Source organism: Undibacterium sp. RuTC16W, from assembly GCF_049339445.1.
GTDB lineage: Bacteria > Pseudomonadota > Gammaproteobacteria > Burkholderiales > Burkholderiaceae_D > Undibacterium.
In genome coordinates, this window is sequence record NZ_JBMPPE010000002.1 from 451,961 (window position 1) to 473,799 (window position 21,839).

At 49.7% G+C, this 21,839-nt stretch carries 19 protein-coding genes, 1 tRNA gene and 1 riboswitch; of the genes, 10 read left to right on the plus strand and 10 right to left on the minus strand.

Annotated elements, in window-relative coordinates:
- Nucleotides 1-91: 91 nt before the first annotated feature.
- Together ACO0K4_RS06420 and mutM are read right to left on the minus strand one after the other, a co-directional pair.
- Complete coding sequence (locus ACO0K4_RS06420; RefSeq protein WP_422955788.1) at nt 92-2,026, minus strand: dynamin family protein; 1,935 nt, start codon at nt 2,024-2,026, stop codon at nt 92-94.
- Between the two features lie 49 nt (nt 2,027-2,075).
- Nucleotides 2,076-2,897, minus strand: coding sequence for a bifunctional DNA-formamidopyrimidine glycosylase/DNA-(apurinic or apyrimidinic site) lyase (gene mutM, locus ACO0K4_RS06425; protein WP_422955789.1), 822 nt, complete (start codon nt 2,895-2,897; stop codon nt 2,076-2,078).
- A 403-nt stretch (nt 2,898-3,300) separates the two neighbouring features.
- Between mutM and ACO0K4_RS06430 the strand changes: the two genes are divergently transcribed.
- The 8 genes from ACO0K4_RS06430 (at nt 3,301) to ACO0K4_RS06465 (ending at nt 11,654) form a co-directional block, all read left to right on the plus strand.
- Nucleotides 3,301-5,070, plus strand: coding sequence for a tetratricopeptide repeat protein (locus ACO0K4_RS06430; protein ID WP_422955790.1), 1,770 nt, complete (start codon nt 3,301-3,303; stop codon nt 5,068-5,070).
- A gap of 188 nt (nt 5,071-5,258) precedes the next feature.
- Nucleotides 5,259-5,825 (plus strand): lipoprotein insertase outer membrane protein LolB, encoded by a 567-nt coding sequence (lolB, locus tag ACO0K4_RS06435; RefSeq protein ID WP_422955791.1) that lies wholly within the window; start codon nt 5,259-5,261, stop codon nt 5,823-5,825.
- A complete protein-coding gene (gene ispE, locus ACO0K4_RS06440) occupies nt 5,822-6,691 on the plus strand; it encodes a 4-(cytidine 5'-diphospho)-2-C-methyl-D-erythritol kinase (protein ID WP_422955792.1) in 870 nt (289 codons plus the stop codon). Before lolB ends, ispE begins: the two co-directional genes overlap by 4 nt.
- 57 nt (nt 6,692-6,748) lie before the next feature.
- Nucleotides 6,749-6,825: transfer RNA gene (locus tag ACO0K4_RS06445), tRNA-Gln, on the plus strand.
- 129 nt (nt 6,826-6,954) lie between these two features.
- On the plus strand, nt 6,955-7,917 hold the full coding sequence (locus ACO0K4_RS06450) for a ribose-phosphate pyrophosphokinase (RefSeq protein WP_422955793.1): 963 nt from the start codon (nt 6,955-6,957) through the stop codon (nt 7,915-7,917).
- A gap of 112 nt (nt 7,918-8,029) precedes the next feature.
- Complete coding sequence (locus ACO0K4_RS06455) at nt 8,030-8,617, plus strand: 50S ribosomal protein L25/general stress protein Ctc (protein ID WP_422955794.1); 588 nt, start codon at nt 8,030-8,032, stop codon at nt 8,615-8,617.
- 273 nt (nt 8,618-8,890) lie between these two features.
- A complete protein-coding gene (gene ggt, locus ACO0K4_RS06460) occupies nt 8,891-10,696 on the plus strand; it encodes a gamma-glutamyltransferase (protein ID WP_422955795.1) in 1,806 nt (601 codons plus the stop codon).
- A 160-nt stretch (nt 10,697-10,856) separates the two neighbouring features.
- Entirely contained in the window at nt 10,857-11,654 is a 798-nt protein-coding gene (locus tag ACO0K4_RS06465; protein ID WP_422955796.1) for an MBL fold metallo-hydrolase, read from the plus strand.
- A 306-nt stretch (nt 11,655-11,960) separates the two neighbouring features.
- Here ACO0K4_RS06465 and hpf read toward each other — a convergent pair whose 3' ends face one another.
- The 7 genes from hpf to ACO0K4_RS06500 form a co-directional block, all read right to left on the minus strand.
- The gene (gene hpf, locus ACO0K4_RS06470; protein ID WP_262835086.1) at nt 11,961-12,305 is read right to left on the minus strand and encodes a ribosome hibernation-promoting factor, HPF/YfiA family; all 345 of its coding nucleotides are present in this window, start codon (nt 12,303-12,305) and stop codon (nt 11,961-11,963) included.
- A gap of 133 nt (nt 12,306-12,438) precedes the next feature.
- On the minus strand, nt 12,439-13,929 hold the full coding sequence (locus ACO0K4_RS06475) for an RNA polymerase factor sigma-54 (RefSeq protein WP_422955872.1): 1,491 nt from the start codon (nt 13,927-13,929) through the stop codon (nt 12,439-12,441).
- 17 nt (nt 13,930-13,946) lie between these two features.
- A complete protein-coding gene (gene lptB, locus ACO0K4_RS06480) occupies nt 13,947-14,687 on the minus strand; it encodes an LPS export ABC transporter ATP-binding protein (RefSeq protein ID WP_422955797.1) in 741 nt (246 codons plus the stop codon).
- A gap of 1 nt (nt 14,688) precedes the next feature.
- A complete protein-coding gene (lptA, locus tag ACO0K4_RS06485) occupies nt 14,689-15,267 on the minus strand; it encodes a lipopolysaccharide transport periplasmic protein LptA (RefSeq protein WP_422955798.1) in 579 nt (192 codons plus the stop codon).
- A gap of 19 nt (nt 15,268-15,286) precedes the next feature.
- Nucleotides 15,287-15,940, minus strand: a complete 654-nt coding sequence (gene lptC / locus ACO0K4_RS06490) for an LPS export ABC transporter periplasmic protein LptC (RefSeq protein WP_422955799.1) — start codon at nt 15,938-15,940, stop codon at nt 15,287-15,289.
- Nucleotides 15,937-16,482, minus strand: a complete 546-nt coding sequence (locus tag ACO0K4_RS06495; protein ID WP_422955800.1) for a KdsC family phosphatase — start codon at nt 16,480-16,482, stop codon at nt 15,937-15,939. The genes lptC and ACO0K4_RS06495 overlap by 4 nt, the downstream gene beginning before the upstream one ends.
- A complete protein-coding gene (locus ACO0K4_RS06500; RefSeq protein ID WP_422955801.1) occupies nt 16,482-17,507 on the minus strand; it encodes a KpsF/GutQ family sugar-phosphate isomerase in 1,026 nt (341 codons plus the stop codon). The genes ACO0K4_RS06495 and ACO0K4_RS06500 overlap by 1 nt, the downstream gene beginning before the upstream one ends.
- 119 nt (nt 17,508-17,626) lie before the next feature.
- On the opposite strand from ACO0K4_RS06500, the gene ACO0K4_RS06505 reads away from it, so the two are divergent.
- Together ACO0K4_RS06505 and ACO0K4_RS06510 are read left to right on the plus strand one after the other, a co-directional pair.
- Nucleotides 17,627-19,609 (plus strand): monovalent cation:proton antiporter-2 (CPA2) family protein, encoded by a 1,983-nt coding sequence (locus ACO0K4_RS06505; RefSeq protein WP_422955802.1) that lies wholly within the window; start codon nt 17,627-17,629, stop codon nt 19,607-19,609.
- Nucleotides 19,610-19,808: 199 nt separating this feature from the next.
- Nucleotides 19,809-20,351, plus strand: a complete 543-nt coding sequence (locus ACO0K4_RS06510; RefSeq protein WP_422955803.1) for an adenine phosphoribosyltransferase — start codon at nt 19,809-19,811, stop codon at nt 20,349-20,351.
- 82 nt (nt 20,352-20,433) lie between these two features.
- Here ACO0K4_RS06510 and ACO0K4_RS06515 read toward each other — a convergent pair whose 3' ends face one another.
- Nucleotides 20,434-21,549, minus strand: coding sequence for an alkane 1-monooxygenase (locus ACO0K4_RS06515; RefSeq protein WP_422955804.1), 1,116 nt, complete (start codon nt 21,547-21,549; stop codon nt 20,434-20,436).
- A 183-nt stretch (nt 21,550-21,732) separates the two neighbouring features.
- Nucleotides 21,733-21,811, plus strand: a riboswitch (S-adenosyl-L-homocysteine riboswitch).
- The last annotated feature ends 28 nt before the right edge of the window (nt 21,812-21,839 follow it).

Consider the following 21,839-nt stretch of genomic DNA (forward strand, 5'->3'; position numbering starts at 1 on the left):
TTTTTTATGTGATTTGATCTGCTTTGAACTACAGATAAACTTGAAGAAAATTAAAAAAAACTGATGTGCGATACGATCAAAAAATAGACTATTAAGCCGCCTTGAGCGCACTCAACTCGGCTGACAAAGCATTTTTCAATTTCGCTTCCATCTCATTCAATTTGCTCTTCTGTGCATCCATTTCTGCCTGAATCGCCTCGAAAGAATTAATTTTTTCTTCCAGACTATCCGTTGCCACATGAATCCGCTGTATCGATTGCATACGGTTTTTCAACTGACCTTTGTGTTCGCGGATCTGTGCCTCTAACGGTGCCATCACAACTTTTTGCCAGGCTTCGACATCACGGTTCGCTTGCAAGAAACTTTGTTTTACACGCGCAGCAATCGAATCAAAAAACTTTTGCATGACCACCACACGGGGTTTGGTCAGCAAAGTCGTAGCACTGAATTGCTTTTGAAATACCGCTTCTACCGCATTGACTTCCTGTATGTATTTTTGTAGAGAAAACGGCATCGGCGCAGTCAACGCCAGGCCGTGTTCTGTCGAAAATTTACGGTACATGATCGTCATCATCTCCGAAATTTCGTCGGTCTTTTTATTTGAGGCCTGGAGATTAAATTTGATATTGCTAAAGAATTGTTTGACCGCATCCTTCAGTCCGGATGAAAAATTACTGCTTTCCATTTCATCACGTGCTTTACGGATCTCTTCACGCAGAATATCCATACCCAGACTTGTATAGACCTCAGTAGAGAGACGAGTGAAAACTGCGCGCGTTCCCTGCATTTTGATCAGGCTGGCATCAAATTCTTTTTTCTCTGCATCGATACGACGCATCATGTGTTCGATCACATTGACGTTCTTGCCGCGCAAGCTTTTCAGCTCCATCATCTGTTCAACAACACTGCGGCTGCGGGCAGAGAGAATGGCCTGCTGTCCGCCTGTGATTTCGTTGATATCAGACGACATCTGGGCACGAATAATTTCCTGCTTCGACGGGATCAATTCTTTAGACAGCGCATATTCCAGGGTCGGCAAGCGGCTCTTGGCAAGTAACGGTGCATCTTTGTTGATTTTAGCAACCAAGCCTTTTTGTGCAGAGACCGGGAAAATTTGTTTTTCATCGATAGACAAATTATGTGCCACCGTCGAGATTTGATGCTTGATCTGACTCTCTATCTCTTCGGGTGTGCGTAACTCGTCCCACATGCTATCGATCTTGTTCAGGACAACCATGCGCCCCGGACCGCCACCGATATGATTGCGCCAGACATCGATGTCGCTCTTGGTCACGCCAGTATCCGCTGCCAGAATAAACAAAACCGCATGCGCATTTGGAATCAGATTCAGCGTCAACTCAGGCTCGGTACCAATCGCATTCAAGCCCGGCGTATCAACGATGATCAAACCTTCTTTGAGCAAAGGATGCGGGAAATTCACAATCGCATGACGCCATTGAGAAATTTCGACCATGCCGTTTTCATCGATTTCTAACGGCGCATCGGGATCATCTTCATCAAACAGTCCATAGGATTTTGCTTCTTCTATGGATACTTTTTTCGTCAGGCTAACTTGCTTAAACGCTTCGAGCATACCGTCGCCGGAACTGATATTCAGCGGCAGCACGGTCCAGACGTTATGCTGACCTTTGTAGTCGCTGGTCGATTGCGCTTCTTTGCGAGTTTCAATCGGCAGCAGGCGGATACAAGGCGGGATTGTTTCGTCATACAGTAACTCCGTCGGGCACATGGTGGTGCGACCGGCTGATGACGGCAAAATACGCTGGCCATAATCTGCGAAGAAAATCGCGTTAATTAATTCAGATTTGCCACGTGAAAATTCTGCAACAAAGGCGATAGATAATTTGTCATCCACCAGTCTTTCCAACAAACGCGAAATACGCTGATCGCTGGCGGCATCGGCCATATCCGATCCACTTATCCACTCGCGATATTGCTCAAGCGCGTTCACGACACCTTTGCGCCAATCGCTGTATTCCTGGAATTTTTGAACCAGATTACTCATGTTGCCCTCAAATAATATTTTTAGTATCCGGAGAATCTAGCATTTTGGCCTATTTTTGACAATTTATGCAGTAAAAAGTGCTGCGTCGGCCCTGTTTGATCTGTCGTATTGTTGTTCCGCAGAGCCGACATTGCTCACCAGCACGATCATATACGAAATATGACTGCTGAAAATAGCCTGTTTGTCCGTCAACACCAATGAAATCACGCAAAGTACTGCCACCTTTCTCGATAGCAGCCCGCAAAGTCAGGCGAATTTCTTCTGCTAACAGACGATATCTTGCCAGACTGATACGATGGGCCGAGATTTTTGGGTTGATTTTTGCCCGGAACAGACTTTCGGATGCATAGATATTGCCAACCCCGACCACAATATCGCCAGCCAGCAAGACCTGCTTGATCGCCGCCTTACGCTGGCGTGTCTGCTTGTACAGCAATTCAGCATTAAATACATCTTCCAGCGGTTCAACGCCCAAAGCACGCAATAAGAGATGCTGATTCACGTCACCATCCTCAGCGTCGTGCCAGAGTACCGCACCAAATCGCCGTGGGTCCGTCATGCGTAAGGCCTGTTTGCCAACAACGATATCAATATGGTCGTGTTTTTGCGCTGGCGTCGTGGCGGGGATGATACGCAAATGTCCCGACATACCCAGATGAATTAAGACCGTCCCGTGATGAAATTCCAGCAACAGATATTTACCGCGCCGACTGGCAGCGAGAACGGTTTGCCCCAGGAGCAATTCCGGCAAATTTGCCGGAAAAGGCCAGCGCAATCCCGCACGCCGCAGAACTACTTGCGTAACTTGTTGTCCGATCAGATGCGGTGCGACACCACGGCGGGTAACTTCAACTTCGGGGAGTTCTGGCATAAATTTATAGGCTGATTAACTAACCGCCATGTGCAATCGATCAATGAAAAAATCGCGCGCCACCATAATTGGCAGGCGCGGCAACGAAGAACGGACAAATGAGTATTACAAAAAAATGCCCTCATCAGGGCGTTTTATATTAAGCCTGCGTGATTACAATTTGACACAGAGTCCCTGCACCGAAGGTCCCACGCAGATACGGCTTCAGCGTAAAATCAAGCATCGTCAGTCAAATTTGGATATTGTTTTGAAAACTGTTTCGCACACTCACCGCAGCAAAGTTGCATCACCTTCCGCAACATCCTTCAATTCCAATCATGGCAAGGCCGCGTCTATTGTAACGGCTCTGCGGACAATTGCTCCGGCACTTGCCATTTCATTCCTGCTCTCGGCGTGCAACGGTATGTCTCCACTGCAGTCTGGCATGTCAGAAGACGCGCATCAGGCCGCCGGTGCAACGGATGCGGCGCAAGCAGCGCTGGCGGCAGAGCATGCGATGGGTGAAGATCAGATCAGCAAACGTGGTGAAGAGAATTTGCCTTCAGTCGCCCTCACTGACGAATTGCTATATAAGATATTGACCTCCGAAATCGCTTTTCAGCGCGGCAACTGGCAGGCTGCCTATGTCACCATCCTTAGCGTTGCTCAGCAAACCCGCGATCCCCGCCTCGCCCGGCGTGCATCTGAAATGGCGCTTGCCGCCAAACAACCAGGTGAATCACTGACGGCAATCCGCCTCTGGCGCGAATTTGCCCCTAACTCCAATGAAGCGACGCAGTATTACCTTGGCTTCATGGTGATGAATAATAATCTGGCCGAAATTCAATCGGTCTTTGCCGACAAACTCCGTAGCGCCGAGCCTAAACAATACGCCTTGCTCATGTTGCAGGCACAGCGCCTGTTAGCACGTGCGCGCGATAAGAGCGCCGCATTTGACACGCTGGAAGAAATTGTCGCCCCCTACAAAACCACGCCCGAGGCGCATCTGGCGCTGGCTCAGGGCGCTTACGCCAGAGGCGACAACAAGCGTGCGGTAGCTGAAGCCGAGCTGGTGCTGCAGGCAAAACCTGATTCTCAACTGGCCGTACTTACGATCGCGCAAGCATCCAAGCAAGGCGATGCGATGAAAGCGATGGCAGCATTTTTGCAAAAAAATCCAAAAGCTCGTGACGTACGCCTGGCCTATGGCAGCATCCTGATCGATCAGCGTCAGATGGATAAGGCCACGCAAGAATTTGAACAACTGCTGCGCGACAAACCCGACGATATTAATGTGCTTTACACCCTCGGCATCCTGACCATGGAAGGCAAAAAGAAGCCCGGCAATAATCAACTCGCCGAACAATATCTGAGCCGCTACCTTACCGAACTGGAAGCCAACCCGACCGAGGAACGTGACCCGACGCCAGCGCTACTGAACCTGGCACAACTCGCCGTCGAGCGCGACGACTATCCTGCGGCACAAGCCTGGCTGGCGAAAGTTGAATCCTACGATGGCCGCAATGCCGCCTATTTCAACACCCAAATCCGGCGCGCTCAGTTGATGGCAAAAGAAGGAAAACTGGCAGATGCAAGGCAGTTTTTACGCGATTACAAAGCTGCTAATGACACGGAACAAGCGCAACTCGCACAAGCTGAAGCACAACTGCTACGCGAAGCGAAACAAGCTGACGAGGCAAATCGCGTCATGGAAGCCGCCTTGCAACGCTATCCGGACAACACCGACCTGCTGTACGACTACGCCATGCTGGCAGAGTCCCAGAAAAAAAATGAGGCGATGGAAACCGCGCTGCGTCGCGTCATTGCACTGGCACCGAATAGCCAGCATGCGTATAACGCGCTTGGCTATTCATTTGCGGATCGTAATATTCATCTGGATGAGGCGCTGACGCTGATTGAAAAAGCCTCCAGCCTGGCACCAAATGACGCCTTTATTCTTGATAGCCTGGGCTGGGTAAAATTCCGCCTGGCGAGATTGGACGACGCAGAAAAAGATCTGCGCCGCGCCTATGAACTGCGTCAGGATGCAGAGATCGCAATCCACTTAGGCGAGGTGTTATGGATGCAAGGTCACAAAGAAGATGCAAAAAAACTCTGGCGCGAAGCCAAGGCTAAAGACCCTGAAAACGAAACCTTGAAAACGACCCTGCAGCGCTTAAACGTCAAACTGTAACCAGAAAAACTGCATCAACCAGCGTTAGCAACCGAAAATGAGCGCCAGTTTATGCAGCTGATTTCCAAGACATACTCTACCCCAGCATAGATAAATTACATCAAATGCACCAAGAAAACAGTGCGGGATCACCGCACATACCAAGATACTCCCCTATTTTTCTGTTATTACTATGTCTGAGCATGTGCATGAGCATTTGCCTAAGCGGTTGCGCCAGCGTACCACGCAAGCCCGCAGACAATGCGCCGGAACGCAGTTATCACAGCAACATACAGATCAATGGTCGCATCCTGGTTCGCTATCAGCAGAACGACAAACCACAAAGTTTGCCTGGCAGTTTTGAATGGCAACAAACAAGTAGCGACCTCACCATTACCCTGCTCTCTCAGCTAGGACAAACGATCGCCACCGTCAAGCAGTCAGCGACAGGCGCCAGCCTGCAACAAGCAGGCCAGGAAACCCGTTATGCCAACGATATCGACAGCCTCCTGACCGACAGCCTTGGCTGGTCGCTCCCCGTCAGCGGCCTGCGCGACTGGCTACAGGCATTTAGCCGCAACCCGCAGGGGCAGCGCACCGCACTGGCCACGCAAGACAATACAGAACTCGACACTGATGGCTGGCACTTGCGTTACGCGACCTGGGATAAGGATGGCAATACGGTACATCCTAAACGCATCGACCTGCAACGCACTACGGTACAGGCAGGAGAACTGTCCTTACGCATCGCGATAGATCAATGGACGCCGCAATGATCCGCAACATGGTTAATTGCGCGGCACCGGCCAAACTCAATCTGTTTTTGCATGTTACGGGGCGTCGTGCGGATGGCTACCATTTGCTGCAAACGGCATTCCAGTTACTCGACCATGGCGACTCCCTGGATTTCGAGGTACGCGATGACGCGCAGATAGTGCGCGTCAACGACATCCCCGGCGTTCCCGCCGAGAGCGACCTGATTGTTCGCGCAGCAAAATTATTACAAACCAATACAGGAACACAGCTCGGCGCCAATATTACTTTGCACAAAAAACTTCCGATGGGTGGCGGACTTGGCGGTGGCTCCTCTGATGCCGCAACAACATTAATCGCACTGAATCATGCATGGCAATGCGGACTGAGCCGTACCAGGCTCATGGAACTTGGCCTGCAACTGGGCGCCGATGTCCCATTTTTCATCTTCGGACAAAACGCTTTTGCTGAAGGCATCGGCGAAAAACTACAAGCAATCGACACTCCCGATAGCTGGTTCGTCGTCATCGAGCCGGGAGTACAAGTCCCGACACCAGCAATTTTTTCGGCAAAAGAGTTGACACGAGACACAAAACCCATCAGAATAGCGGACTTTTCCAGCCATTCAAAAATGGAATGGAAAAACGATCTGCAAACAGTTGCTTGTTCTTTGTTTCCAGAAGTTGACGCAGTCATTCAATGGCTTAAAACTTTCGGTGACGCCAGAATGACCGGATCGGGAGCTTGTGTATTTTGTGCATTTTCTGATGAGGCAAACGCCGATCAAGTGCTGACGCAAGTACCTGACAGATGGACAGCATGGAAAGCAAAAGCAATTCGTCAACACCCGATGACGCATTTGCTGCAGAGTGAAAAAAATTTGGTTTGATGTTGAAATCCCGCTAAAATAGCGGCTCAGAATTTAGCATCAGATAAACGGTTGTGTAGGGGATTCGCCAAGCTGGTTAAGGCACTGGATTTTGATTCCAGCATACGAAGGTTCGAATCCTTCATCCCCTGCCATTAAATATAAAGCCGCCGCATAAAATGTGCGGCGGCTTTTTTCAATTTTACCAGCGGCGTTTTTGCTAAAACACTAAGCAAAGTTTGAGTAAAAACGTCTGACCCTCAATTAAGCCGATAGGTCCTGCCATGGCAAGTGCGCGCGCAAATGACAATATGATGGTGTTCACAGGCAACGCCAATCCTACTTTGGCGGCAGGGGTAGCCAAGCAATTAGGAATTCCACTCGGTAAAGCCGACGTATCCAAATTCTCTGATGGCGAAGTCATGGTCGAGATTAATGAAAACGTCCGCGGTAAAGACGTTTTTGTATTGCAATCGACTTGTGCACCGACTAATGACAACCTGATGGAAATCATGCTGATGGTCGATGCACTGAAACGCGCATCTGCTGGCCGCATCACCGCTGCGATCCCTTATTTTGGTTATGCGCGTCAGGATCGTCGTCCACGCTCTGCCCGTGTTGCGATCTCGGCAAAAGTAGTTGCCAATATGCTGGAAGAAGCGGGTGTTGACCGCGTACTGATCATGGATCTGCACGCAGATCAAATCCAGGGTTTCTTTGACATTCCTGTTGATAATATCTACGCATCGCCTATTTTGCTTGGCGATCTGGTTGCAAAAAATTACGAAGATTTGCTGGTTGTATCGCCTGACGTCGGCGGCGTAGTTCGCGCCCGTGCATTGGCAAAACGCCTGGGTTGCGATCTGGCGATTATTGATAAACGCCGCCCAAAAGCAAACGTATCCGAAGTCATGAACATCATCGGTGAAGTCGAAGGCCGTAACTGCGTGATCATGGATGACATGGTTGATACTGCGGGTACTCTGACCAAAGCCGCAGAAGTATTGAAAGAGCGTGGCGCGAAAAAAGTATTGGCATATTGCACACATCCAGTACTGTCTGGCCCTGCGATTGCACGCATCTCCAGCTCGCCATTGGATGAACTGGTGGTAACCGATACAATTCCGTTGTCGGATGCAGCAAAAGCCTGCACCAAGATACGCCAGTTGTCCTGCGATAGCTTATTGGCTGAAACCTTCCGCCGCATTACCAAGGGCGAATCAGTGATTTCACTGTTCACCGACTAATTTTTTCTGCGCACTGGTGTATTTGTAAAAATACATCAGTGCGTTTTTCTGTATCTCTGGTCGCGGAGATACAAAACCGCAAGTTGAGTCTTGCATTTTTTGGAGTAACACCATGAAAGTAATCGCATTTGCACGCAAAGAACAGGGGACCGGAGCGAGCCGCCGCCTGCGCAATGCTGGCCAAACACCTGGCATCATTTACGGTGGCACAGAAGCCCCTGTATCTATCACTTTGGATCACAATGCGCTGTACCATGCATTGAAAAAAGAAGTGTTCCACTCCTCCATTCTGGATCTGGAAGTTGATGGCAAAGTAGAAAAAGTATTGTTGCGCGACTTCCAAGTCCACGCATACAAACAATTGGTATTGCACGCTGACTTCCAACGTGTTGATCCTAATAAAAAGATCCACGTTAAAGTGCCTCTGCATTTCATCAATGCTGATGTATCTCCAGCAGTAAAATTGAACGCAGCTGTTATCAGCCACGTTGTAGTTGAACTGGATATCTCTTGCTTGCCAGCAGATTTGCCAGAATTCGTCGAAGTTGACCTGTCCAAACTGGAAGCCGGTCAATCTATTCACGTTTCTAGCCTGGTATTGCCAAAAGGCGTATCCGCAGTTGTACACGGTGATGACGCAACTGTCGCTATCGCTGTTGTTCCAGCTGGTGCAACATCCGCTGAAGCAGAAGCGAAGTAATTTTCTGCTCTCCGTAAAAAAACCGCCTTCGGGCGGTTTTTTTACGTCTGCAGAACGGACATCAATCGATACTAAGCCCAGAATCTCCGTTAGGACAGCGGCGATGGCGCTTCCACGAAAGGATAGCGGTCTAACGGAAAATCCAGGCTAAGTGCTGCACGATAAAATTATATAAATTAAATCGGATAATTTATCCTTACAATTCTTGCGATAAAGTTAAAATCGTATGATGTATTACGCTTTTCACGAAACGATAACTTAACTGAGGCATGTATGCGAATCAAGATAAAGTCTGATAAAAATCCTCATCCCGCAATACTCGCCTGCCTGCCGAAAGCACTGTTTATATTAATAGCCTTATCTGGTCTGGTAACACAGATATCGCCCTCATCTGCGGCATCCGCATCACCGGCCACGCCAGTCAATCCCGTCATCAGATACGATATCGGTTATGACATCGTCAGCCCTGTCCATGCACAGCATGGAATGGTTGCGAGCGAGCAGGGACTGGCGACACAGGTCGGCATTGACATTTTAAAGCGCGGTGGAAATGCGATTGATGCTGGTGTTGCGGTCGGTTTCGCTCTCGCCGTAGTGCTGCCCAATGCAGGTAACATCGGTGGTGGCGGTTTTATGTTGATTCATGATGCCAAATCCGGCAAAGATGTCGCCCTCGATTTTCGTGAAATGGCGCCGATACGTGCAACACGCGATATGTATCTCGATCAGGCAGGCCAGGTCATCCCTGGCAAATCCTTATATTCCCACCTGGCGGTCGGCGTACCGGGCACCGTTGCAGGCCTCAGTCTCGCACTGAATAAATTCGGCACAATGACACTATCTGACGTCATCGCACCAGCAATCCAGCTAGCGGAGCAAGGCTTTGAAGTCAGTCCTCATCTGGCCAGTATTCTGGACGCAGAGCGTGATCACTTAGGCGCGTGGGAGTCGAGTAAAGCGATTTTTTTCAAAAATGGACGCCCCTTGCGCGTCGGAGAAAAGTTAGTTCAAAAGGATTTAGCCAACTCACTAAAACTCATTGCGAAAGACGGCCCTCAAGCTTTTTACCAGGGCAGTATTGCAAAAAAAATTGCTGCTGAAATGGCAAAACATCAAGGCATCATTGGCATTGACGATCTCAATAACTATAAGGTCATTGAGCGCGAACCGGTCAAAGGCAATTATCGTGGCTATCAGGTCATGTCGATGCCACCACCCAGCTCAGGCGGCATCCACATCATACAGATGCTCAATATGCTGGAGCACTTCCCGATCAAGGAACAAGCGAGTAATAGTGCGCAGAATTTACATCTGATGACCGAGGTCATGAAGCTGGCTTATGCCGACAGATCCGAATATCTCGGCGATCCTGATTTTTTTAAAGTACCCGTAAAAGCACTAACCTCAACGACGTATGCCGACGAGCTCGTTAAAAAAATCAACGCCGATCATGCCACACCATCTGTGCAAATAAAGCCTGGCAATATAGCCCCTTACGAGAGCGATCAGACCACGCATTTTGCGACCGCCGATCAGCATGGCAATGTAGTTGCCACGACTTACACCTTAAATCTGAATTTTGGCAGTGGTATCGTCGCAGCAGGTACCGGCATTACTTTGAACAATGAAATGGATGATTTTTCAGTGAAGGCCGGAACACCGAATGCATTCGGCCTCATCGGTGGCGATGCAAATGCCGTCGCCGCCTATAAGCGTCCGCTTAGCTCAATGTCCCCGACAATTATCCTGAAGGACGGGAAGCCATTCATGACAACCGGCAGTCCTGGAGGCAGCCGTATTATCACGACGACCCTGCAAACTATTTTGAACGTTATTGACCATGGCATGAACGTCGCGCAAGCGACCATTACACCGCGAATTCATCATCAGTGGATGCCCGATCAGATGCGTGCAGAGCGGGGTATCAGCGTGGATACCTTACGTATCTTAGAACTCAAAGGTCACAATCTAAAAATCTCTCCGGCCATGGGCAGGACCCAAATCATACAAATCGGTACCGATGGCTTCGACGGCTACTCCGATCCGCGCAATCCAGACGGCAAAACCTTAGGCTATTAAATTTTCATTGAAGCGTCCTCAGTCACAAGCAGCCAGCCGTCGCCGTCATTTGCAAGCGCTTGATATGAATCAAGCGCTTTACTGATCTAACGCAATTCCAGCGCGCCCTCGCTCACTACAATTGCCCGATGGAAAATATCTATTCCCTCTGGAGATCGCAGTGCCCATAGAATTATATAAAGACGCTCATCACATCTGTCTGATGTTCAATGATCTCGTCAAGGATGCAGGCGATAGCGCGGTACAGGCGAACCAATTTTTGATTGTGTCAGAAGGACAAGGTGCCCTGCTTGATCCGTCTGGCAATATTACTTACAACAGCTTGGTATTAGCGATGCAACGCTATTTACCCAAGAAAAACCTCAAATACCTTTTTGCATCACATCAGGATCCGGACATCATCGGGGCTCTGGATAAGTGGTTATTCAGTACGGAATGCCAGCTCTATGTATCGCAGCTATGGTCGCGTTTTGTACCGCATTTTTGCAATCTGAACCGCTCAGACGGCAGAATTGTCGGCATACCGGACGAAGGTATGCCTGTCTCTATGGGTGTTACGACCATTCATGCTGTTCCCGCACATTTCTTGCATGCCGAAGGTAACTTTCAGTTCTACGATAGCCGTTCCAAAATCCTGTTCTCAGGTGACATGGGCGCGTCGATGGTCGATGCACATGACGTCAGTCAGCCCATCACGACAAAGGAAGTTTTTTTAGATCAGTTGCCAGCCATGCGAGGGTTTCATCAACGCTATATGGTGTCAAATAAAGTCTGCCGTTTGTGGGCAAATATGGTCAGAAACATGGATATTGCGATGATGGTACCTCAGCACGGACGGTATTTTATCGGGCGAGAAGCGATTCATGCTTTTCTGGACTGGATAGAGAACCTGCCATGCGGGATCGATTTATTTACCCAGGAACACTATCGGTTTCACGGGCAAAAGTTAGCTCTATAAACAATCTGTAACTAAGTCAGGACTGACGCAAAAATCAAGATCGCTCACCACAGAGAAGCCAGGACACAAAGGAAAGGCAGGAATAAGCGATTTCATGAAATATCGATTAAAGAGTTTTTAGAAATCCCCAAAACGAATCCGCAAGCAGGCTGCGGCTGTTGGCACGAAAAGCCCCTGGAAGCCGTATCCAGCCTGCGGGTTCGATATCGATGGTAATAAGCCACTGTTCGTTTGGTGTACCCAACGAAAAAGGACGCTTGAAGCGTCCTTTTTTTTGTACCGGCTACGAACACCGGACTTGATGACTTACACCGACGCCGGGTCTGGCAGGTGCTTGATGGCGTCGTGCTGATGATCTTGAATTTTGTCTTTGTGTTTGATGACTTGTCTGTCCAGTTTATCGATGAGGAGGTCGATCGCAGCGTAGAGGTCGTGCGCCAGGCTTTCTACGTGGATATCTTTACCACTGATGTGCAGATTAATGTCTGCTTTATGCCGTTTTTCCTTTTCCCGGAGCTTGTCTACCGTCAGGATGACGGCGATATCAATGACTTGATCGAAGTGTCGCCTGATGCGCTCAAGCTTGTTTTGTACATGTTCACGTATTGCAGGAGTTACTTCGAGGTGATGTCCACTGATGGTGAGATTCATACTACGCTCCTATGGTGATGTTACTTGCTATAAATTTCTTCAGCATTTGCTCTGATGCATCGAGCTAAATTATATATAGCAATACAAAACGTAATTTCAAGGCTTAGTTACAAGACTAAATTACAGGTGTTCATTACAAGGATTTGCGCAGGCTTACTGGAGGAATTTTTAGGGCTTCACGGTATTTGGCAACAGTACGTCGCGCAATGACCATGCCTTGTTCACCCAGCATGTCTGCAATTTTGCTATCAGAGAGTGGGCTTTTCTGGTCTTCTGCTCCTATCAACTGCTTGATGAGTGCACGTATCGCGGTGGAAGATGCTTCCCCCCCCGTTTCCGTCGCGACATGGCTACCGAAGAAATATTTCAACTCAAACATACCATGCGGGGTAAGCATGTATTTCTGGGTCGTTACACGAGAAATAGTACTCTCGTGTAAACCTAGTGTATCAGCAATTTCGCGCAAAACAAGAGGGCGCATCGCAACCGCACCGTGAGTGAAAAAATTACGTTGTCTTTCAACTATCGCTTGTGCAACGCGCAAGATGGTGTCGAAGCGTTGCCGCATGTTTTTGATCAGCCAGCGCGCTTCCTGCAACTGCGATCCCATCGTTCCGTCACCGCGATTTTGCTTCATGATGTTGGCATACATACTATTAACGCGGAGCTTGGGCATGACATCCTGATTCAGCAAAACCTGCCAGCCATTTGCTGACTTTCTGACGATCACATCGGGGACCACATAGTCTGATGACGCCGCTGCAAAATCCGCACCTGGCTTAGGATTACACTGGCGAATCACTACCTGCGCCTCGCGCAAATCTTCATCATCGCAGTTGAGAATTTTTTTCAGTTTGTTGAAATCTCGCTGCGCAAACAAGATGATGTGTTCTTCAACAATCTTCAGCGCCAGACGACGTGTCACGAATGGAATCTTAGGTAAGCGTTTGATCTGCAAGGCTAGACATTCCGACGGCGTACGCGCACCAACCCCGGCGGGATCAAAGCTTTGCAGCATCGTTAATGCGAAAGATAATTCCTCTGGTTCTACACACAATTCAAGCGGCAAACTCGCATGGATTTCATCCAAGGTCTCCATCAGATAACCACTGAGATCCAGCGCATCAATCATCAGCTCAATTAAGGCACGATCACGCGGCTCACGAATATTCAGGCGCATCTGTTCCAGCAAATGATCGCGCAAACTGGTTTGCGCAGCTTCTAATTGCGGACGTCCATCCTCTTCCTCTGAAGACTTACTGCCTAGCGGTACATCATCAAAACTCCACTCTTCTTCGTTGGCGCTGGTGCTGTCCGCGGATGAAGCAACTTCCGCATTGTCACCGCTATCAGCAACCGGAGCGGCGGTCTCGGCACCGACTTCCTGTACTGCAAATTCAGATTCTGAATTATTGCTGGTGGTGCTAATCGCGCCATCGGCCAGCAATCGCACTGCATTATCCATGGGGTCATCAACCCGCTCCAGCATGGGATTATCAGTCAACAGGTTTTCCAGTTCCTGATGTAGTTCCAGCGTGGATAACTGCAAAAGACGAATTGATTGCTGCAATTGCGGCGTCAGCGCCAGGTGTTGTGAGGTACGTAGTTGCAGGCTTTGTTTCATCATCATCTCGCTTCCCGCTACATGCGGAAATGCTCTCCCAGATAAACCCTGCGTACGGATTCGTTCGTGATGATGTCTTCCGGTTTGCCACTCGCCAGCACTGCACCTTGATTGATGATGTAGGCGTGATCGCAAATACCTAGAGTTTCGCGCACATTATGATCGGTGATCAGCACACCGATACCGCGCTCTTTCAGGAAGCGTACGATACGCTGAATCTCGATCACAGCAATCGGATCAACACCTGCAAAGGGTTCATCCAGCAACACAAAGCGCGGATTCGTTGCCAGTGCCCGGGCAATTTCTACCCGGCGACGTTCACCGCCAGATAAAGAAAGCGCCTGATTTTCACGTATGCCCTCGATCTGCAAATCGGCCAGCAAGGTATCCAGGCGTTTCTCAATTTCGGCTGAATTCAGAAACTTGCCATGTTCATCCTTTTGCAACTCCAGCACGGCACGGATATTGTCCTCGACTGTCAGCTTACGAAATACCGATGCCTCTTGTGGCAAATACGATAAGCCGAGAACGGCACGTTGATGAATCGGCAAATGGGAGATGTCTACACCGTCCACATTGATTTCACCGGCATCAGAGGGAACCAGTCCAACGATCATATAAAACGATGTCGTTTTGCCCGCACCGTTCGGCCCCAGCAGACCGACAACGTCACCACTCTTTACTTCAAGCGACACATCGCGCACTACCTGGCGCGCACCGTAACGCTTTTGCAAACCCTTGATCAATAAAGTGCTCATCTTATTCTTTGGTTTGCTTATCGGCTTTAGGTTCTAAAATCAAAGTAACACGACCGCCACCGGGAACTTGTTTTCCAGACGTGCTGTTGGTCGCAACAAAGACATCATTAATACTGTCGTAGGAAAGATATTCCCCCTCCTGCTCCTGGGTTACATTTTTACCGTCAAGATAGCGGATCTTCGCCTTGGAAATGAATTTCACCAGCTCAGACCTGTCGTCGTATTCAACTCTGTCGGCATAGCCGTCGACCCATAAATCAGGGCCACCGTCGCGCTTTTGACGGAACGACACACGACCGCCAGCATTGGCATACAGAACCGATGTCTGGTGTCCGTCAGCCGCCTCTGTCACAACGGCACGATCAGCCTTTACCAGCAAAGTGCCGCGGACCAGAATGACTTCGCCAAGCAGTGTTGAGGTACTCTTTTTTCCGTCTGAAGTCAGGTGTTCTGCGCTGATTGCTGTCTTCTTCAAGCTGTCAGCCTTTTCCGCAAATGCCGCAGGCGACACAGTGAAGATGCCGATCGCCAGCATGAAACAATGACTCAGACATTTCATTTCTTTATATTGAAAGCGCATTATTTGCTCTCCGTCGTAATTAGTTAGTAGATGTCCGCTTGGGATGTGGACGATCGATGAGCATGTGAACTTTGCTGAGCAACTGCACTTCCTGTGTCGCATTGTTCGCAATCATGCCTATCGCATGCGTCTCTGATCTTTCTGTGTACAAGGCGACGGCTTTATCGGTCTTCATCGTATTCACATCCGGCAGCAGTAACAGATATTCGGTTTGCAAGCGCATGAATTTTGCCGTCGCACTATCGGGGCGTTCCATATTCACGTTGCCGTACAAATGAATTTCATCACTCTCTCTCGGCGGCTGTTGTGATGCTTGCCCTTGTGCGTTTTTTTGTTCAACAACTGCCTTATCTGCCCGGATTGTGACCGGGGTTTTGTCTTCATCAAAACTGTTGATACGCGGCTGTTGAATTTCAAAATTATCGTAACGAGGATGATGCGTCAACCGGTCACCTGCGACGTGGAAATTTGCCTGCCCATTGTTCGATAATTTAATGAAATTAAATTTCTCTACATAGTAGTCAGGCTCACTCCGGGCCGAGGAACGCGAATTGCCCTCATCATCATTTCGCCGCAACACCTCTAATACCCAAAAACTGCCAAGCGCAATCATTGCCAGCACAGCAACCGCCAGCCAGATACGAAAACGGTCTAAGGAAAATGCATATTTCATGTGAGATAAGTCGCCAGTGCTGAATCGTATTTATCTTGTGCGCGTAAAATGAAATCGCAAATTTCACGCGCCGCGCCGGCACCGCCAGTCGCTTTTGTCACATGGTGAACCCTGGTTCTGACCTCGTCATGCCCGTTCGGCACACTGGCAGCGAAGCCAACTCTCGTCAGCACGGGCAAATCGATGACATCGTCACCAATAAAACCACAGTGCTCCGGTGACAAATTCAATTCAGAAATCAACTCCAGAAACGCCGTCTTTTTGTCGTGTATGCCTTGCTTAACATGCGTGATCCCCAGATCAGCAGCACGCCTCGCGACGATGGCGGACTGTCGTGCACTGATGATCGCGGTGTGGATTCCCGCCTGTTGCAATAACTTGATGCCCTGCCCATCAAGGACATTAAAGGTCTTCATGACTTCACCTTCAGGGCTAAAATGCAGGCTACCATCAGTCAAAATACCGTCGACATCAAAAATCATCAGCTTTACTACCGACGCTCTGGCAACCGCATTTTCTGTGGAATGTCGTGCGTGATTCATCAAATCACCTTGGCCCGGGTCAGATCGTGGATATGCAAGGCGCCAACCAATTTGCCACTCTCATCGGCAACCAATAATTGATTAATTCTATGTGTTTCCATGACTTCGACCGCTTCGACGGCCAGTTGTTCGGCGCGAATACTGCGCGGATTTTTATGCATGACATCAGCAATGCTGATTTTTGAAAAATCCTGCACAGTCTCCATCAAACGACGCAAGTCACCGTCGGTAAACACGCCGACAACCCGCTGATCCTGATCGACCACAGCCGTCATCGCCATGCCTTTTTTTGTAATCTCCAGCAATGCTGTTGTTAATCTGGTATCCGGTGCTACTTGAGGAATGGCATCTCCTGTACGCATCACATCACGCACATGTGTCAGTAGTCGCCGGCCTAAAGCACCGCCGGGATGAGAGCGGGCAAAATCCTCTTCTCGGAAACCGCGCGCATCCAGTACCGCGACCGCCAGAGCATCGCCAAGCGCCAGAGTGACCGTCGTACTGGCTGTCGGCGCCAGGTTCAGGGGACAGGCTTCTTTCGCGACCCAGACATTCAGGTGCACATCAGCGAGATTCGCCAGACTGGAGGCCGGATTACCCGTCATCGTGATCAGTTTAACGCCCAGGCGCTTGATGATGGGCAAAATCGACATCAATTCAGACGCCTCGCCCGAATACGAAATACCGATAAAAACATCTTGTGGCGTGATCATACCCAGATCGCCGTGAGCAGCTTCTGCCGGATGCACGAACAAGGCGGGCGTACCGGTAGACGCAAAAGTGGCGGCGATCTTACGCGCAATATGGCCAGATTTACCGATACCAGAGACCACCACACGCCCCTGACAATGCAGCAGCAGTTGTGTTGCCATAGCGAAAGCAGCACCATGATCATCAGACAGTCTGGCCTGCATTGCCTGTATCGCATCGGCTTCAATTTGCAGGGTTTCGCAGGCCAGTTGCAATGCCCGGCTTGTTGCCGCTTCTGGAGCGACGGGGGAGGAAATAAGCTTAGAAGTACTCATTCCCAAAGTATAAACGAAATTGAGTAAGCAAAAACTCTGCCAGTTAATTGAGTCCAGATAAAGTTGCTGGAAGGTGAATATTGTTCGTTTTTTTGAACAACTAAGCAATAATAGTCACTATGAATGCACTAGATATCACACTACTTTTGCTGGCAGCGTCCGTTCTCGGCGTCGTTGCTTTCCGCATGTTGCAATTACCACCCATGTTGGGTTATCTGGTGGTCGGCATCCTCATCGGTCCGTTTGGACTGGGTCTGGCACAAAATAGCAAAACCACAGAAGAACTGGCTGAGTTCGGCGTAGTGTTTTTGATGTTTTCTATCGGATTGGAATTTTCTCTGTCCAAACTGATGTCGATGCGCAATACCGTATTTGGACTGGGTCTGGCGCAGGTCGTTCTCACTATCGCAGCAAGTATCGGTTTTGGTCTGGCAGCGAGCTACTGGTTACCGCATTATTTTCACATTGGCTGGGAAGCGGCATTTGCGCTGGGTGGCGCCCTGGCGATGTCATCGACCGCCATTGTGTCCAAAATGCTCACAGAAAAACTGGAGCTGGAAAGCCCTCATGGCAGAAAAATCATCAGCGTCCTTCTATTTCAAGATCTGGCTGTTGTTCCGCTGTTAATTCTGGTACCGGCTCTGGCATCGAAATCAGGCGACCTGATCGAAACCCTTGCATGGGCCAGTGGCAAAGCCGCACTGATCCTGTTTCTACTACTGTATCTGGGTCAAAAAATCATCCGTAGCTGGTTCAGTGTCGTGGTGAAGCGCCGTTCGCAAGAGTTATTCATGCTGAATCTCTTGCTGATTACACTGGGTGCGGCCTGGCTGACTGAGCACGCAGGACTCTCAATGGCGCTCGGTGCCTTCGTCGCCGGGATGCTGATCTCGGAGACAGAATACAAACATCAGGTCGAGGAAGATATCAAACCTTTCCGCGATGTTTTACTTGGCCTGTTTTTTATTACCATCGGCATGTTGCTGAACCTGCGCCTGGTATCAGAGCATCTGGGGCTGGTCAGCGTGCTTCTCATCGGTCCGGTGCTACTTAAATTTGCCTTAATCGCCGGGCTGGCGAGGTTATTTGGCGGCACGACCAGTGTGGCACTCCGGACCGGCCTGGGTCTTGCACAAGCGGGCGAGTTTGGTTTCGTCCTGTTAAATCAGGCGGGTGGTCTGCATATGATTGATCCGCTGCTGGTTCAGCTGATCCTCGCCTCCATGGTGCTGTCAATGCTGGCCTCGCCCTTCATTCTGGCGAAATCTGATGCCATCGTCATGAAACTCTCTGCCAATGAATGGATGATGCAGTCACTGGCACTGACCCAGATCGCCTCACGCAGCATGAGCACAAAAAAACATGTGATCATTGCCGGCTTCGGCCGTAGCGGTCAGAGTCTGGCGCGCTTATTGGCAGAAGAAAAATTTGATTACCATGCACTCGATCTTGATCCTGATCGCATCCGCGAAGCGCAGGCCGCAGGTGCCAACGTGTCTTATGGTGATGCCGGGCGACGCGAGAGTCTGGTCGCCGCAGGTATCAAGCGGGCAGCGGCCTTAGTGGTGACCTATACCGATACACAGTCCGCATTAAAAATCCTGCACCTGGTACAAGAACTCAACCCTAGCCTGCCAGTGATCGTTCGTAGCCATGATGATACGGATCTGAATAAATTACGCGATGCTGGCGCGACGGAAGTCGTACCCGAATTAATGGAAGGCAGTCTGATGCTGGCATCCCATGCTCTGGTGCAGCTTGGCGTGCCGCTACGCCGTGTAGTGCATCGAGTTCAGGCCGCCAGGGATGAGCGCTACGAATCCCTGCGCGGATTTTTCCACGGTGCCAGCGATCTGGCGGATGGTCCGGAAAACATGCAAATCCGTTTGCATACCGTGTTCCTGACTGAACGCGCCAAGGCCATCGGCAAAACCCTCAACGAATTAGAGCTGGCGAATCTGGATGTGGACGTCTCTGCCGTCAGACGCGGCACCAATCGCCTAGATCAAAGCAGGGAAATCATCCTGCAGGAAGCCGATGTCGTTGTCGTAAGGGGTACGGCAGAAGCAGTCGCAAGAGCCGAGCTGAGGCTGTTAAAATAGCGAGTTATTTTTTAGAAGCCCCGACCCGGAGCTTCTTATGACTAACTACAACTGACAGAATTGATGCAAAACTGTCCGCGAGCAGAAGTAAGGCCAACGGATAGTTTTATAAAAATTCCGTCTAAACGATTGACACCCTGATCAACCATATCAGGGTGAATCAATTCAATATGATCAATACCTTCAAGGACAAGCTGTAATGTTCAATCCATCCGACTACATTAAAGAACATATCCGCACTGTGGAGAACTGGCCGCAACAAGGCGTTATGTTCCGTGACATCACGCCATTGCTACAAAATCCCAAAGTGTTCCGTGTCCTGATCGATATGTTTGTCCATCGCTATATGGATGCCAAACTCGATGTCGTCGCAGGCCTCGATGCGCGCGGATTCATCATTGGTTCCGTGGTCGCTTACGAACTCAATCTCGGTTTTGTCCCCATCCGAAAAAAGGGCAAGTTACCGTTTCATACGGTCTCTGAACAATATGAACTGGAATATGGCAGTGCAACGGTAGAGCTGCACTCTGACGCCTGCAAAGCAGGTGATCGCGTCGTCCTCATTGACGATCTGATCGCCACAGGTGGCACCATGATGGCCGGCAGAAAATTGCTGGAGCGCTTGGGCGCAACAGTCGTCGAAGGCGCCGTTATCGTCGACTTGCCAGAGCTGGGTGGCTCAAAATTGATTAAAGAAAGTGGCTTGCCGGTTTATACGGTTTGCGATTTTGACGGTCATTAGACGTTATCGCTAAGATGATATTGAGATAAGTAAGAGCAAATAAAAAGAGCAAATTCCTTCAGGAACTTGCTCTTTTTTTCTACTACTCGACCACAGGCTCTTGTGCCTGCCGCACATGAACAGGAATACGCGGATGAATAATCCGAAACCACAACGGCGGGCAAAAAGACAGCATCACCATTGCGGCATAGCCACCGGGCAATTGCGGCGCATCTTCAAAATGCCGCAATTCTTGGTAACACCGGGACGCATACGCATGATGATCAGAATGCCGTGCCAGATTCATCAAAAACCAATTCATCAGCCGGTAGCTCGAATTCCATGAGTGCTCTGGCCGGACGCGTTCATAACCGCTCCCGGTGCGCTGCCTGGTCAGTCCATAATGCTCAACATAATTAATTGCCTCCAGCTCGCAAAAAGCTACTATCGACTGGCCGATAAAAAATACCACGCCCATCCAGCCAAAGAAGACAAAAGCAACCAGCGCAAACAACACCGAGATCATCGACCATAACAATACCTCGTTACGCCACCAAGGCAATTCGCGCTTCCTGAGCCGTTTTGCCTCCAGCAGCCAGGCATTACGCGTGTTGTGCCACACTGCCTGAGGGATAAACGCGTAGACGGTCTGGCCCAGTTTCGCAGAGGATGCATCCAGCGGGGTCGAGACATTAACATGATGTCCATACACGTGTTCGATCTTAAAACCGCCATAGCACACTGAAGATAGCAAGACACCGCCCACCCATTGCTCTAGCCGGGTCGGCTTGTGTATCAACTCATGCGCCACCGTAATCGCCAGCGTGCCAGAGACAGCACCGACAGACAGAATCCAGCCCGCCTGCCCTATCCAGTTAAAATTCGCCGTCGTAAATACATGCAACCCCCACCACAGCGACAAAAGCTGCACAGGCAAAGCCGCGAGTGCAATCCAACGGTAAAGGCGAATCGTCCGCACATTCTCAGCGGGTTGGGAAGTATCTTTACCGACCAGATAGTCAATTGCCGTCACAATGCCATACATCACAAAGACAGGCCAAAACGCGAACAAATTCGGCATTTGACTTGCCTGACCGAAACGCAGGGCATCAAACAGGGACAGCGGAATGGTCAGAATTAAAAGAAAACGTAAAGGCCATAACCAGCGCGCAACAAATGTGGCGCCAGGCGGATTCAGCATAGGACTAGTGTGGGACATCGACGTACCTTCACATTCGGAAATAGAAATGACACGTATCAATATAGCACCAAAACTTCGTTGATTTTTGCTGATTCATTTGCTTACCTGCTTGACACCAAGTCGCCAGGATGACCCGCTAACAACGCATGTGCCATGAATTAAAGTGCTGAGTTTCAGCCTGCTTTTGCGCTATAATCGCACCAATCCGAGGAGCGTTGCGACGAAATCAAGCTATTTCGCCAGGCTCGGATGATCAACACTGCAACTGCGCTCACGTTACTTTTTTCACTGAGAAAGGAGGGCGTGAT